The 14,494-nt window shown below is 66.1% G+C and carries 14 protein-coding genes and 1 riboswitch; of the genes, 7 read left to right on the top strand and 7 right to left on the bottom strand.

The window, feature by feature from the left end; all coding sequences use genetic code 11:
- The first annotated feature begins 48 nt into the window (after positions 1-48).
- On the top strand, positions 49-3,036 hold the full coding sequence (locus ACEF39_RS03040; protein WP_500286928.1) for an ATP-binding protein: 2,988 nt from the start codon (positions 49-51) through the stop codon (positions 3,034-3,036).
- 19 nt (positions 3,037-3,055) lie between these two features.
- On the opposite strand, the gene thiL is transcribed toward ACEF39_RS03040, so the two are convergent.
- From thiL to ACEF39_RS03015, 5 genes are all read right to left on the bottom strand, one after another.
- The gene (gene thiL, locus ACEF39_RS03035) at positions 3,056-4,021 is read right to left on the bottom strand and encodes a thiamine-phosphate kinase (RefSeq protein WP_500286927.1); all 966 of its coding nucleotides are present in this window, start codon (positions 4,019-4,021) and stop codon (positions 3,056-3,058) included.
- 120 nt (positions 4,022-4,141) lie between these two features.
- Complete coding sequence (nusB, locus tag ACEF39_RS03030; RefSeq protein WP_049469504.1) at positions 4,142-4,621, bottom strand: transcription antitermination factor NusB; 480 nt, start codon at positions 4,619-4,621, stop codon at positions 4,142-4,144.
- Positions 4,618-5,085 carry a 6,7-dimethyl-8-ribityllumazine synthase gene (gene ribH, locus ACEF39_RS03025; RefSeq protein WP_089238735.1) on the bottom strand — a complete coding sequence of 156 codons (468 nt, stop codon included), beginning with the start codon at positions 5,083-5,085 and terminating at the stop codon, positions 4,618-4,620. The genes nusB and ribH overlap by 4 nt, the downstream gene beginning before the upstream one ends.
- A 136-nt stretch (positions 5,086-5,221) precedes the next feature.
- Positions 5,222-6,322: a 3,4-dihydroxy-2-butanone-4-phosphate synthase gene (gene ribB, locus ACEF39_RS03020; protein WP_500286926.1), complete on the bottom strand. Its 1,101-nt coding sequence runs from the start codon at positions 6,320-6,322 to the stop codon at positions 5,222-5,224.
- A complete protein-coding gene (locus ACEF39_RS03015) occupies positions 6,319-6,981 on the bottom strand; it encodes a riboflavin synthase (protein WP_500286925.1) in 663 nt (220 codons plus the stop codon). Before ACEF39_RS03015 ends, ribB begins: the two co-directional genes overlap by 4 nt.
- Positions 6,982-7,058: 77 nt before the next feature.
- Positions 7,059-7,205: riboswitch (FMN riboswitch) on the bottom strand.
- A 242-nt stretch (positions 7,206-7,447) separates the two neighbouring features.
- Between ACEF39_RS03015 and ACEF39_RS03010 the strand changes: the two genes are divergently transcribed.
- The 4 genes from ACEF39_RS03010 to ACEF39_RS02995 all read left to right on the top strand — a co-directional run bounded on the left by ACEF39_RS03010 (position 7,448) and on the right by ACEF39_RS02995 (position 10,361).
- Entirely contained in the window at positions 7,448-8,071 is a 624-nt protein-coding gene (locus tag ACEF39_RS03010) for an outer membrane beta-barrel protein (protein ID WP_500286924.1), read from the top strand.
- Between the two features lie 149 nt (positions 8,072-8,220).
- The gene (locus tag ACEF39_RS03005; protein WP_500286923.1) at positions 8,221-9,102 is read left to right on the top strand and encodes a hypothetical protein; all 882 of its coding nucleotides are present in this window, start codon (positions 8,221-8,223) and stop codon (positions 9,100-9,102) included.
- Positions 9,103-9,109: 7 nt separating this feature from the next.
- Positions 9,110-9,736: a hypothetical protein gene (locus tag ACEF39_RS03000; RefSeq protein ID WP_218788662.1), complete on the top strand. Its 627-nt coding sequence runs from the start codon at positions 9,110-9,112 to the stop codon at positions 9,734-9,736.
- A 1-nt stretch (position 9,737) separates the two neighbouring features.
- A complete protein-coding gene (locus ACEF39_RS02995) occupies positions 9,738-10,361 on the top strand; it encodes a hypothetical protein (protein WP_059065999.1) in 624 nt (207 codons plus the stop codon).
- A gap of 15 nt (positions 10,362-10,376) precedes the next feature.
- Here the strand turns inward: ACEF39_RS02995 and ACEF39_RS02990 are convergent, their stop codons facing one another.
- Positions 10,377-11,405, bottom strand: a complete 1,029-nt coding sequence (locus ACEF39_RS02990) for a hypothetical protein (protein WP_313282602.1) — start codon at positions 11,403-11,405, stop codon at positions 10,377-10,379.
- 259 nt (positions 11,406-11,664) lie between these two features.
- On the opposite strand from ACEF39_RS02990, the gene ACEF39_RS02985 reads away from it, so the two are divergent.
- Entirely contained in the window at positions 11,665-12,537 is an 873-nt protein-coding gene (locus tag ACEF39_RS02985) for a hypothetical protein (protein WP_500286922.1), read from the top strand.
- Positions 12,534-13,073, top strand: a complete 540-nt coding sequence (locus ACEF39_RS02980; protein WP_158684098.1) for an energy transducer TonB — start codon at positions 12,534-12,536, stop codon at positions 13,071-13,073. Before ACEF39_RS02985 ends, ACEF39_RS02980 begins: the two co-directional genes overlap by 4 nt.
- A gap of 303 nt (positions 13,074-13,376) precedes the next feature.
- Here the strand turns inward: ACEF39_RS02980 and ribD are convergent, their stop codons facing one another.
- Positions 13,377-14,462 (bottom strand): bifunctional diaminohydroxyphosphoribosylaminopyrimidine deaminase/5-amino-6-(5-phosphoribosylamino)uracil reductase RibD, encoded by a 1,086-nt coding sequence (gene ribD / locus ACEF39_RS02975; RefSeq protein WP_500286921.1) that lies wholly within the window; start codon positions 14,460-14,462, stop codon positions 13,377-13,379.
- Positions 14,463-14,494 lie beyond the last annotated feature (32 nt).

Here is a 14,494-nt window from a genome sequence, read left to right as displayed (position 1 = left end):
CCTGCGCGGCACGCTGTAATCCACCCCCGCACATCGCAGGTCCACGCCATGGTGTCGTCACCTTCGGGCTCCGTGCTTGCCACCCTGCAGCGGTTGCAGCGTCGAGTGCTGTTCGGGGGCGGCGCCATCCTGACCCTGCTGCTTCTGGCCGCGGGCTGCGCGGCGCTGTGGCTGCGGCTGGAAACCGTGCACCTCAACGAACGTGAGGCGCTGCGACGCGGCCAGCAGACGGTGGACCGCTATATCGGCGAGCGCAGGCGGGCCTACGTAGCCAGCTTGAACACCAACGCCACCTTGTGGGCCACCCAGCAGCACGCGCTGGTGGCAGGCGGCATGCCGGTCCGTGAGCGCTTTGCGGCACAGCAGGGTGCCGCAGGGGTCATGGCGCCAGGCGCGCTGTCCGTGCCCTGGCTGGCGCTGGCCCCGCGCCAGGGCCGCCTTCCGCCCCAGGCCGAGGCGGCGTACCTGGGCATGGTGCAGACGTATTCGGCATACATGGCCGCCACCGTGGCCGCGCAGGATTCGCCCACCTCCTTGATCTCCTTCGCCTTCGAACCGGAAGGGCGCCTGTTTGCAATCGCCGGGCTGCATGATGAAGCGCAGCTGCTGCAGCTCATGAAGGTGCAGAGCCGTGAACAGGCATTGGCGGCGCTGACCCAGGCCGCCGTTGAGGGCTGGCAGTTGGCGGGTGCCGAATCCGAGCTTCGACTGGATAGCGGCCGACTGCGCGCCTACTTCGGCCGTAATCCCCTGACGGGCGAGGATGCACTGGTCACCCAGATGCGCCTCAGCAGTGACGGTGCGCCCTTCGTCAATCGGCTGACCTTTGAATCTCTGCAAGGCCTGCGCGAGCGGCTGGAGGAGGCAAGCCCGGGCATGTGGGAGGTGCTTGACCGGCAGGGAAACGATGTTCTGCGCAGCGTTTCGCAGGGCACGATTCCCGCGCCTGCGCCGCAGGCCGTGCCCTCGTCCCGGGCCACGATGTTGGTACTGCCTGGCGGCCGCGCCTTCGTGGTGTCCGCCCCATTGCATGGCATCGACTGGACGCTGCTGCGGCTCTACCGCTGGAGCGACGTGTGGGCAGCGCAGCGGGCCTATCTGCTCGGCGGTGCCCTGGCCTTGGCAGCGCTGTTGGCCGCACTGTGGACGTTGTTGCTGCTGGTGGACCGGCGCGTGCTGCGGCCGGCGCTGGCAGAAGCGGCACGGGTGCATGAGAGCGAAGCGCTGAGCCGCACACTGATCGAAACCTCGCCGGTGGGCCTGTGCCTGCTCGACCAGCAGAGCGGGCAGGTGATCCTGCACAACCAGGCTCTGGAGCAGCTGATCGGCGACACCAGCGGCAGCCTGATGGAGGTGCTGGTCGGCCGCTTGGTGCAACGCGTTGACGGCCAGGAGCAGGGACAGCTGTTCGAGGCGCCGTCCTCGGATGAGCACGGTCCGCCGCGCTACCTGCAGTCGATCGTGGCCGCCTCGCGCTACCAGCGACGGGCGATCTGGGTCTGCGCGGTGACCGATGTGACCGCACAGAAGGAAACCCAGCAGCGGCTGCTGGATGCGCGGCGGCATGCCGAAAAGGCGCAGCACGATGCCGAGGCTGCGGACCAGGCCAAGACCGCCTTCGTGGCAATGATCAGCCATGAAATACGCACCCCCTTGAGCGGCGTGCTGGGCCACCTTGAACTGCTTGCCCACCAGACCATGCCACCGGCATCGCACGCGCATGTCACGCGCGCGAGGAGTGCGGCCGATGTGCTGCAGGGGTTGGTGAACGACACCCTGGACCTTTCCCGCTTTGAAGCCGGGTTGATGACGCTGGAACCGGCGCCTTTCGATCCGCGTGCGTTGCTGCAGCAGACTGCCACGCTGTTCGAACCACAGGCCACCGCAAAGGGGCTGCAGCTGGAGCTGCACACGGGCGATGCGCTGGAACCGGCCTACGTGGGCGACGCGGGCCGCCTGGCGCAGGTGATCAACAACCTGGTTGGCAATGCGGTGAAGTTCACCGCATCGGGAACGGTGGCGGTCAGCGTTGATGCCTCGGTTCGGCCTGATGGCAGCGAATGGCTGCACGTGGAGGTCCGCGATACCGGCCCGGGCATCGATGCCGAGGCGCAGGCCGACCTGTTCAAGCCGTTCGTGCAGGTCGGTGCCGGCTCGGCACGGCAGCACGGCGGCAGCGGCCTGGGGCTGGCCCTGTGCCAACGTTTCACCGAACTGCTGGGCGGCACCATCGGCGTGCGCAGCTCCCTTGGCGCCGGCAGCGTTTTCCACGTGGACATTCCGGCACGCCGGACCAGCGCCGTGGTAGACGTGTTGCAACTGCCAGCGCCTGTCGAGCGCGCGCATCCCTCGCGCGGCCACGCGTTGCTGGTGGATGACAGCGTGATCAGTCGTGACGTGACGCTTGGGCAGCTGCACGCGCTCGGTTGGCAGGTCACCCTCGCGGCCGACGGCGACGAGGCGTGGCAGCGCTGGCGCGAGGGTCGGTTCGATATCGTGCTGACCGATCTGAACATGCCACGCCTGGACGGATATGGACTGGCCCGGAAACTGCGTGCGGACGATCCCTCCATTCCCATCGTGGCGCTCACCGCCAATGCGATGCCCAAGGATGCGCAACGCGTACGCGAAGCAGGCATGTCCACGCTGCTGCTGAAGCCGCTCGACCTGCCTTCGCTGGAGGCCGCGTTGCGTGGACTCGACCCTGGTCCCACGGCCCGGCCACCGTTACCCCCGGCAGTAAGCGAGGTGGTTCAGCGGCAGATGCGCGAGGCGTTCCTGCAGACCGCCCATCGTGATTACACGTTGTTGAGCCAAGCGCTGGACAGCGCCGATGCCCCGGCCCTGATCGATCTACTGCACAGCTTTGCCGGCGCGCTGGCATTCCTGGCAGAGACCCAGGCGGCGCGCAGCTGCCAACAGGCCGAGCAGGCCCTGCGCAGCACCGGTGTGACAGATGCGGCGTCGAAGGCGACAGTCGTTGAGGCTATCGCGTTGATCGCGGCGAGCATCGAACGCCAGGCTGCCGCCCAATAGCAGGCATGAGCCCGCGTACTCAGCCGGCGAAGTGCTCGTACCCGCTCGGGCCGTCGTGGCCTTCGGTATGCACGCCCTGCCCTTCCATGATGCGGCCGATGCGGGTGATCGGCAGATCCAGCGATTCGGCAACGAAGTGCAGCGCATCGCGCTGGTCGGCGGCGGCGGTGAAACACAGTTCATAATCGTCGCCGCCGTGCAGCGCGCACTCACGGGCAGCATCGCGGCCCAGCAGTTCGCGCAGCGCCGCTGACATCGGCAACGCGTCGGCATCGACTTCGGCGCGCACGCCGCTGCGTGCCGCGATGTGGCCAAGGTCGGCCAGCAACCCATCGGAGATATCCACGGCGGCATGCGCGAATGCACGCAGGCGCAGGCCCAGGGTGACGCGCGGGGTGGGACGCAGCAGGCGCAGGCGCAGGGTTTCGTAGTCGGCCAGCAGCGTGGCGGCGGTCACGTTCAATGCGCCCTGCTGCCACAGGCGCAGCGCACCGGCAGCGTCGCCGAGGGTGCCGCTGACCCAGATGTCATCGCCAATCTGTGCGCGATCACGACGCAGCGCCTGGCCGCGTGACACCTGCCCCATCGCGGTGACCGACAGCGACAGCGGGCCACGCGTGGTGTCGCCACCAATCAGGGCGATGTCGTGCTGGTCGGCCAGTGCGAAGAAGCCATCGGCAAACGCGTCGACCCAGTCTTCGCTGGCCTCGGGCAATGACAGCGCCAGCGTGCACCACGCGGGGCGCGCGCCCATCGCGGCGAGGTCGGACAGGTTGACGGCCAGCGTCTTCCAGCCGATGTCGAACGCCGGGGTTTCTGCCGGGAAATGCACGCCGCTGTTGAGCGTGTCGGCGGTGACCACCAGTTGCTCGTTCGGGCGCGGCTGCAGCAGTGCAGCATCATCGCCGATGCCGAGCACGATGTCGTCGCGCTCGACGGTGCGGGCGCGGATGCGGTCGATGAGGGTGAATTCGGCCAGGGACATGGGGTGCTCCCGCAGTTATGCGTGCCGCGCATCGCGCGGTGGGCGGTAGTGCCGGCCGCGGGCCGGCAACCTCAGGATCCCTGCAGCTGCCGGCCAGCGGCCGGCACTACCACAGGTGGGTCAGTGACCCGATTCGACCTTGCGCCATTCCACGGCGGCACGATCCAGCACGCCGTTGACGTAGGTGTGGCCATGTTCGGAACCGAAGCGCTTGGCCGATTCGATGGCTTCGTTGATGACCACGCGGTACGGCACGTCCAGGCGGTAACGCAGCTCGTAACCGGCCAAGCGCAATACGGCGCGTTCGATCGCGTCCACTTCGTCGATGCTGCGGTCCAGGTAGGGGCCGAAGGCTTCGTCGATGTCGCGACGGTTGTCGAGCACGCCATGCACCAGCGCTTCGAAGTACGCCAGGTCCGCGATTTCGCGAGCCTGCTCGTGGGCGAACTGGGCGATCAGCGACTGGCCGTTGCCACCGGAGATCTGCCAGGCGTAGATGGCCTGCACGGCACGACGGCGCGCGCGCGAGCGCAGCACCGGATCGATGCCATCGCGGCGGACGGGTTTACCGGAGGGCTTGCCCTGGGTGTTCTTGTTCATGGCAGCTGCTCCAGAAGGTTGACCATTTCCAATGCGGCGAGTGCGACTTCCTCGCCCTTGTTGCCGTGGCTGCCGCCAGCGCGGGCCTCGGCATCTTCCACGCGCTCCACTGCCAGCACGCCGTTCAGCACCGGCACGCCGAAGTCCAGCTGCACGCGCATCAGGCCTTCGGCACAACGGTCGGCCACGTGTTCGTAGTGGCGGGTGTCGCCGCGGATCACGCAGCCCAGGGTGAGGATGGCGGCGTGTTCGTGGGCGGCGGCCAGGCGCGCGGCGACCAGCGGCAGCTCCCAGGCACCCGGCACGCGGATCACGTCGATGCTGGCTTCGGCAATGCCGTTGCCGGCCAGACTCTGGCGGGCGCCAGCGACCAGCACGTCGGTGATGCGGGCATTCCAGCGGCTGGCCAGGATGGCGAAGCGCGCCGATTCGGGAGTGCGAAGATCGCCTTCGTAGTGGCTCATATGCGGCTTGGGATTCGATTAAGGGGTAATTCTACCGTGGATGGGCCCCGGCCGTTGCTGGCGGGGGCCCGGGGGCGTCGGCACCCACCAGAGGGCAGACGGTGGGTGCCGACCGTTGGTCGGCACGCCAAGGGGTTTACGGGGTCACCGTCTCCACCACTTCCAGGCCGTACCCGGCCAGGCCGATCTGGCGACGCGGGGTGCCCAGCACGCGCAGCTTGCCCAGGCCCAGGTCGGACAGGATCTGCGCCCCGGCACCGTTGCGGCGCCACTGGCTCACGTCCTTGTCCTTGCCCGGCACCTCCGGCGCCGGCTGCTGGCGCAGGCGGGCCAGCAGGCCTTCGCCGTCGCGCGGGGCCTGCAGCACCACCATCACGCCACTGCCTTCGGCATCGATGGCACGCAGCGCATCGGTGGCGGCCACGCCGAAGTCGTCGCGCCGCCAGTGCAGCAGGTCGGCCAGCGGGTTTTCCACCTGCACGCGCACCAGGGTCGGGGTGTCGGCATCCGGGGTGCCACGGACCAGGGCGAAATGCAGGTCGTGGGCGATGCGGTCGCGGTAGGTGACCAGCTTGAACGGACCGAATTCGGTCTCGATCTCGCGCTCATCGACGCGCTCGACGGTCTTTTCGGTGGCCAGGCGATAGGCGATCAGATCAGCGATCGAACCCATCTTCAGGCCGTGCTCGCGGGCGAACACCTCCAGTTCCGGGCGACGCGCCATGCTGCCGTCGGGGTTGAGAATCTCCACCAGCACGCCGGCCGGTTCCAGCCCGGCCAGCATGGCCAGGTCGACGCCGGCTTCGGTATGCCCGGCGCGGGTCAACACGCCACCGGGCTGGGCGATCAGCGGGAAGATGTGGCCCGGCTGGTGCAGGTCGGCCGGCTTGGCGTTGGGCTTCACCGCGGTGCGGATGGTGTGCGCGCGGTCGTGCGCCGAAATGCCGGTGGTCACGCCCTCGGCCGCTTCGATGCTGACGGTGAAGTTGGTCTGGAACTGCGCGGTATTGGCCTGCACCATCGGCGCCAGGCCGAGGTCGGCGGCGCGGGTGCGGGTGAGCGGCAGACACACCAGGCCGCGGCCGTGGGTAACCATGAAGTTGATGTCGCTGGCCTTGACCAGCTCGGCGGCCATGATCAGGTCGCCTTCGTTCTCGCGGTCTTCGTCATCGACGATGACGACCATGCGGCCGAGGCGGATGTCTTCCAGGATTTCGGGGATGGGGGCGAAGTTCATGCGGCACCTCCTTGTGCATGCTGACCGTGGGTCGGCACGGCATCTCCCTGTGGGTGCAGACCGTTGGTCGGCACACTGATCAGGCGTTCCACATAACGAGCGACCAGGTCGATTTCCAGGTTCACCGCGCTGCCCACGCCGGTGCCGGAGAACGCAGTATTGGCCACGGTGTGCGGGATCAGCGCCACTTCAAAACCTTCGTCGTCCACTTCGTTGACGGTGAGGCTGACGCCATCCACGCAGATCGAGCCCTTCTTGGCGATGTAGCGGCGCAGCGCGGCCGGCGCGGCGAAACGCCAGCGCTGCGCGCGGGCATCTTCGTGGATGGACAGCACCTGGCCGAGGCCGTCGACGTGGCCGCTGACCAGATGGCCGCCAAGGCGGTCGGTCGGACGCATGGCACGCTCGAGGTTGATGACCGCACCTTCGGCCAGCTGGCCCAGCGTGGTCAGGCCCAGGGTCTCGGTGGACGCATCGGCCTGGAAGCTGCTGGCGTCGAACGCGATGACGGTGAGGCAGACGCCGTTGATAGCGATGCTCTCGCCCATCTGCACGTTGTCGAACGGCAGATTCCCGACGTTGAAGGTGAAGCGGACATCGCCGCCGATGGATTCGCGTGCGGCCAGACGGCCGACGCCTTCGATGATTCCAGTAAACAAGTAACGTTCTCCGCGAAAAGTGAGCGAAAAACGCCGCAAGGCAAACAGGCGGGCGCAGGGCCGCAAAGGCCCTGTGGCACCGTCTTCTTTCATCCGGACTATGACCGTCGGCTCCGGCATTTGACCGGATCTGCTGACCCCCGACGGTAAGACCGGGGCGCTCGCGGGCTCGTGCTTGCGCACCTACCGCCGGTGGGGAATTGCACCCCGCCCTGAAGACGTTTGTGTACCGGCGAACCGGCGCGGGCATTGTAGCAGCCCGGGCTGAACGGGGTCGGATGCCCCGGGGGTCGGATCCCTTTCCGCAGGAAAGGGCTCTGACCCCACCCGGGCGCGTCCGAGCCTGTGACGGCCGTCGCTCGCATTTCGTAAAGCTTTCATTAAAATCGGCGGTCGGACGACATGAGGTCGCCACGGACTGCCGCACAGGTGGACCGCCAATGGACTGAAATTCACAGGAATTCCCATGCGCAAGATCCTGATCGCGGCAGCCCTGCTGGCCGCTGCCCCGTTCTCGGCCTCGGCCGACGCCCTGAGCTACACCTACGTTGAAGGCGGCTGGACCCAGGTCAAGACCGACGACGAAGCGTTCAACGATCCGAAGGTTGATGGTGGCTACGTGCGCGGTTCGATCGCGCTGGCCGAGCAGGTACATGTGTTCGGCGGCTGGAACTACGCCAGCAAGAGCTACGACTACGACTACGGCTCGATGAAGCTGAAGTTGAACCAGCCGGAGCTGGGCATCGGTTACCACATGCCCTTCAGCGACCGCGTTGATTACACCGCTGACATTGCTTGGGTCCGCCAGCAGGCTGAGATCACCGTCAAGGACGTTGACTACGGCCGCTTCAGCGTGAAAGACCACACCAACCTGGTGCGCGCCACCATGGGCCTGCGTGGCAAGCCCTCGCGCATGACCGAAGCCTGGATCAAGGCCGGTTACATGGACGGTGGCAACGAGTTCAAGGGCACCTGGGTCGGCACCGTCGGCGGCCAGATCAACTTCACCCGGACCTGGGGCCTGGTCGGCGAGATCTCCGGCTACCGCGACGTCACCCAGTACTCGGCCGGCGTGCGCGCCAGCTTCTGATTGCCCGATCCTCGTCGTGTGATCGAACGGGTCCCGCAAGGGGCCCGTTTTTTGTTGGCCGCCGCGCGCAATATGCTTGGCTGCGACACACCATCGAATGCGATGACAATTGCGCTAGGCTTGCCGCCCTCTGGAACAGGAACACCGTCATGAAGACCCCGATCCGCGGCCTGCTGGCCACCGCACTGCTGTGCGCCCCGTTGTTCGCCGTCGCTGCACCGGCGCAGCTGACGCCGGAACAGACCTTCGATCTGTACGCCCGCGCATTGCTGGAAGACGATGCCACTGCCACGCGCACGCTCAACGATGCATTGAAGCCGGCCTTTGAAGGCCAGGACTCGGTAACGCCGGTGCCGGGCATGATGGCCCAAGCGCTGGCCGAGCCGTGGCAGACGGTGCTGGCCGTGGCCGGCGTGAAAGGCGATCCTGCAGCGGCGGAAGCAATGTACGCCAAGGCGCTGAAGGCCTCGCAGTGCCGTGCCACGCGCAGCACGGTGGAAGACAACGAGTACGTGGACGACCAGAAGATCGCCAAGGTCGATTTCAGCTGCCAACTGGCCGACCTGGGCAGCGTGCAGCCGCTGTTCCTCGCCAGCCTGACGGGGGAAGACAAGGCCCCGCGCGTGCGCTTCACCGAGGCCTACACGCAGGCCCTGCAGCGCGGCCCGCGCAAGGCCGTGACCGGTACCCTCACCCTGTATACCGCCAAGGACAAGGGCTACTGGTACAGCAGCAATTTCGACGATCTGGTCGGCCCGGTGCTGGGTGCGCTGGCGCCGTTCGATGCTTGGATGCAGGACGTTGAAGCGGCCAAGGCACCGAAAGTGACCGGCGTGCCGGCCTGCGACCTGCTGCTGCAGCAGCACCGCAGCTGCGTGGCGAAGATTGCGCCGGACCAGATCAGCGGTGTTGATGCGATGGCCGAAGAGCTGAAGGCCAAGACGCAGGTGATGTCGGCCGAGGAAATGACGCAGGAGTGCAAGGCACTGCGCCCGATGGCCGAGATGATGTGGACCGACGAATGCGCCTGAGAGGGCCGTGTTGAAGACATGGGGGCTGGCAGCGCTGCTGCTGGCCTTCAGTAGTGCGCGGGCAGGTTCTGCGGCATTTCCGGACGCGCAGGTATTCGATCTGTTTGCACAGGTGATCGTGCACGGCGATGCGCCTGCACAGCGTGCGTTGGCGCAGTACATGCAAGGCGACAAGGGTGTGGCCATCGCTGCGGCCCTGGCCGGTGTGAGCCACCTGGACGACGCACCGGAAATGGCCGATTGGCCGCAGGCGGCGGCCGCGCTGCGTGCGCGGCAGGCCTCGGTGCGATGCACGACCGACAGCGTGCAGTACCCGCACGGGCCTGACGGTGACAGTGCCCTGGTGGACTACCGTTGCGCCCTGCCGGATCTGGCGGCGCTGCTGCCCGTGTACCGGCAACACCCGGTGCCGTTCAATGGCCCGCACCCGCCACAGATGGCGCCGGCACTGGCGGCGGCGTACACGCAGCTGCTCGCCGATGCGCCGGATCGGGAGCGGAATGTCACGCTGGCCTTCGAACGCGATAGCGGCGGTCGCTGGCGGGCAGACCCCTCGCCGCTGATGGGGACACTGGCCGATGCCTTCCTGCCGTTCTTCGAGTGGAACGAGCACCCGCCCGGCGGGGATCGCTGACGTGCGCAACCGCCTGCATCTGCCATCAATGCTTGCCTTGATGTTCGTCGCCACCTCGGCGGGGGCGCAGACGCCCATGCCCTCGCCCGAGGAGAGCTTCGATCTGTTCGCGCGCTACCTGCTGGAAGGCGATGAAGAGGCGGCAGCACAGGTCTCGGCCATGATCGACATGCCACCGCTCAGCGAGCGCTGGGAGGCGACGGTGGAGCGGATGATGATCGGCGAAGCACCGGAAGATGACGCGCAGACGCACCTGGGCCGCGAACTGTCGCCGATCATGGCCGAAGCACTGCGGCAGACGCGCTGCCGCAGCACCGACAGCAAGCGCAGCGATCGCGATGGCGTCCAGATTTCGATCGTCGATTACAGCTGTCAGATGCCCGATTACGCAGCACTTTCGGACGGCACACCCGCGCCCGAACTTCGCGAGCAGATGGCGCACGATGACCTCGTCGGGATCCGGGTGTGGATGGATCTGCTGCAGCGGGCGCCGAAGCGAACCTACAACACCCGCGTGACCATGGCACGCGAAAATGATGAGCGTGCATGGGTCCCGCAGGACCTGCCGCCCATGCACGAGTGGATACAGATGCTGCTGACGCTGCCTGACGGCGCCGCTAGCTAGCTATATCCTCGCTGGCTACGCATCGTCATCGTCCGGGGTTTTTCCGAACTCCTGGCGATTCTGCTGGTACTCGCAGCCATGCAGAGTCTTGCCGGGACGAAAGGCGCGCGCGATGCGTGCGCGATCTTCAAGCCAGCCATCGGCGGCGGCATCGGTATCGTAGAAGCCGACGAATGCAACATCGTCCCAGCCATCGTAGGGCGGTAGATCCCACCGTTCTGCCAGTGCTGGAGCGATGTCACCATCAAGCTCGGCATACAGGGTCTGGCCAAGCTTTACAAAGCGCGACACCGGCATTCCGGCAATGGCAATCGGCGCTGGGGGTGTCCACCAGCGATTGCCTTCATCATCCTCTCCGCTCTTCCAGCCCTTGAAGCGCGGGTCAGTGGATAGCGGCCCCATGAGCACTGCCCAGCCCGCAGTATAGTTTCGCAGCGCGTCGGCCTTGCAGGTGAGCACCGCGTCCAGCTCCTTGTTTATGTCGACGCCGGGCGCGAATGCGGTATCGGGTTCCTTGCCCCGCCGGCGCAGTTGTTCCGTGCGAGTGCCGTAGCGCTCTTCACATCCCACCAGCACCGCGCCAGGGTGGCTGGCAATGCGAGATGCGGTAAGCGAGCGCACGTAGAATCCATCATCGCCACTGTTGCGTAGCGACAGCTCGCGCAAGTGGATATGCGGGGCATCCGTGGCGCTCAAGGGCTTCATGTCCAGCTGGCTTGAAATGTCTTCGAGAGAAATACGCTCAAGAATAGCCATCGTCGCCTCGGACAGCACCGCGATTCGTTGCGTTTCGTGGCCGAACACAGTAATCGGCACCGGCAGCTCGATCTCGTGCAGCGAGCTATTGGGCTGTTTTACCTCGGTCCACGCTTCAAACGGTGAACCGGCACGACTGCTATCGCCCAGCACCACAGGCCAAACGTTCGTGGAAAGAGCCAGCTGGGCGTGCGTGGATGCGCGGCACTCGATAGCCGCCGTCAACACTTGCTGGGCCTGTTCGGCGGTGAACTCGTACCGGAGGGCTTCACCTTCTTCATCAGCCATGCAGACCGGTGAGATGGCCAGACTCAGGGACGCCAGCCCCAGAAGCGCGAGGGTTCGACTTGAGTGCAACAAAGTAGTCACCTGAAAAGATGCGACCAACTACCGTGCTTGATCGGCGTCTACTGGTATATGCGAATAGTTTCAAATTGCTCCGACGCAACGGACATGCCAGCGCGCCAGTAATTTCGGACAAGTTGCATGGACGTGGCCGTCAATCGCCGAGATCATCCGCCATTGTCCCGACTGCCTACGTCCTACCATGTTCAAGCCGACGCTTGTCCTGCTGCTCTGCGCACCCCTCTGCGCTACCGCCGCGCCTGCTGCCCTTTCCCTGCAGGACTCCTTCGATGCCTACACACGCATCATTACCCAGAATGATGAGAACGCCAAAGCAGCTCTGCGTAACAGCCTGCGTACTGCAGATCCGAATGACTATCCCGATGTCAGCAGTATCGTAGATGTGCTGTACGCGTTCGAGAACCTCGCAGCGGGATTCGAGGAGCCTGCCGCGAGCGAGATTGGTGAGCGACGAAACACCATTCAGTGCCATGCCGACAAAGTTGAAGAGAGCACTTCTTCCCGCGCCGGCATTGTGGACTACCACTGCGTGCTTCCCGATGTCTCCGCTGCGTTTGGGGCCTACCGTGACGCCAAGGCACGACATCGCTCAGGAGAGCAGAGCTTGGAGGGGGCCAAGGCATTCCTGCAAACGTATGCAGCCATTCTGCGCGATGCGCCTGACACCAGATACGAGGCGCGAGCGGAATTCTCGCGCGTTGGCGACAACGGACCATGGGCCAGTATCGACATGGACCTTCTTGGGCTGAAGCTCTTGAAACAGCTGATGCCCTTCCAGGCATGGGACGAGCGGATCGAGGCGGAAGCGGTCACTGCGTACTCTGGCATTCCCGTATGCGACCTGATGTTGGATGCTCAACTGAAGTTCGCCGAACGCTATGATCCGGATAGCCCACTGCAGCATGGCACCACCCTGCAGGATGCCGTGGAAGAAAAGGTGAGAACGCTGGGGCCGGAGCTGGCCGCTGCCTATTGCCGGGGAACCCATGAACGGAACCGCGCGCTGTGGGAAGGCTATCGCAGTGAGCCGCCTGCGGGGCCGGTGACCGAGTGAATCTGCGCAGCACGGTTCTTCTGTCTGCGCTGGCCGGACTGGGCGCATGCGCACCGCCACCCGCCGGCGGAGTCGGGCCCGAGCAGACCCAGAGTCGCCTGCAGACCGAGAAGCCAGGTTGCAGGGAAGACGACGACGTTGTGACTTGCCTGCAGCGCTTTGCCTCAACGCCGACCCGGACCTTCACCGCACGCGCCGACTGCAGTGTATTCACCGAGCGCGGCGACAGCGTCTCGATCGAGCCCACCACCCGCGCTGCGCGCCAGGTTGTTTTTCCCGTTAGGGCTCGCGAAAGCGGCATGGTGCGCCTGCAGATGCAAGTAGACACGGGTGGCCGCCTTCTGGATGTTCGTGTGGTGCAGTCCAGTGGCAATGCCCTGCTGGAAGCTGCCGCGATGGACGCCGCACAGGAGTGGTGTTACCTGCCCGCACACCGTAACGGTCGCGATGAGGGCGGCGCCGTTGAGGCGGTGTTTCGCTTCAACGTGATCCGCGGAGCCAAACGTGACAACGAATCATCCAAGCAGACGCACTGATGGCGGCAGGAGCAACGAGCGGTCGATTGGCAGGGCCGATGAGACACCTGTGCTTCCTGCTGGGCGTTCTGTGGTGGAACACATCTGCTGCTGCTCCCTCGCCCGAGCAGGCATACACCCTGCAGGTGCTGGCGGGGCTGCTACCGCTGGATGTGTGGGACGCACGCGGGGTGGATGAGGATACCTCTGAACTGTGCAGATTCCGCTGGCAGAGTGTCGGGCACTTGAAGCAAATGCGCCGACCAAGGTCGGCATCTACCAGGGCAAGGTAGATCCACGTCATGCGTGGATGAACTTCTCGCCTTACACGCGCAGCAGCAGCCGCAGATCCTCACCCACCTGGCGCTGATCGACCACGCGCAGGCGGCGCTGCTGGTCCATCGCGTCGATGCCAAGACCAGCCAGCAGCGGGCGGCCGTTGTCGCCGAGCAGGGTCGGCGCCTGGTACAGCAGCAGTTCGTCCACCCAGCCACCGCGCAGCAGTGCACCGGCCAGCGTCGCGCCGGCTTCGGTATGCACTTCGTTGATGCCGCGTTCGGCCAGCAGCGCCAGAACCGCGCTCAGATCAAGGCGACCGTGGCGGACGGCCACGCTGGCGAATGCCGCGTCGGCGGCGTCGGGCGGGCTGACCATCGCATCGTGCAGGTACAGGGTCGGTGCTCCGCCCTCGCGTACCCGGCTGCATTCCAGCGAGCGCAGACGCGAGTCCAGCACCACGCGCAAGGGTGGCATCACCTCGGTGTCAGCCAGGCGCACGGTCAGCATCGGGTCGTCGGCGATCACGGTGTCGGCACCGGTGAGGATCGCACCAGCGCGCGCGCGCCAGTGCTGCACGTCCTCGCGCGCGGCGGGCCCGGTGATCCACTTCGAGCTGCCGTCGGCCATCGCGGTACGGCCATCCAGGCTGGCTGCGAGTTTCACCCGCAGCCACGGACGACCGCGCTCCACGCGCGACAGGAAGCCCTTGTTGAGCTCGCGCGCCTGCGCCGCCATCAAGCCCTCGGCGACCTCGATGCCGGCTTCGCGCAGCAGATCGAAACCACCGCCATCGACCTTCGGGAACGGGTCGCGCATCGCGGCAACTACGCGCGACACACCGGCGTCGATCAGTGCCAGTGCGCACGGCGGTGTGCGTCCGTAATGCGCGCACGGCTCGAGGGTGACGTAGGCGGTGGCACCACGCGCTTCGGCGCCGGCCTCGCGCAATGCGAACACTTCGGCATGCGGGCCGCCGGCACGCTGGTGCCAACCCTGCCCGACCACGCGCTCGCCATGGGCGATCACGCAGCCGACCATCGGATTGGGACGGGTGGTATAGGCACCGCGTTCGGCAAGCCGCAATGCGGCGGCCATGTGCAGGTGGTCAAGGACGGTGAACGATATGCTCATGCCGCCATGGTAGCGCCGTTGGTATGGATCCA

This window comes from Stenotrophomonas indicatrix, from assembly GCA_041545745.1.
GTDB lineage: Bacteria > Pseudomonadota > Gammaproteobacteria > Xanthomonadales > Xanthomonadaceae > Stenotrophomonas > Stenotrophomonas indicatrix_A.
The sequence above is the reverse complement of the archived record's forward strand: the minus strand, read 5'-3'. Positions and strand labels throughout refer to the sequence as shown.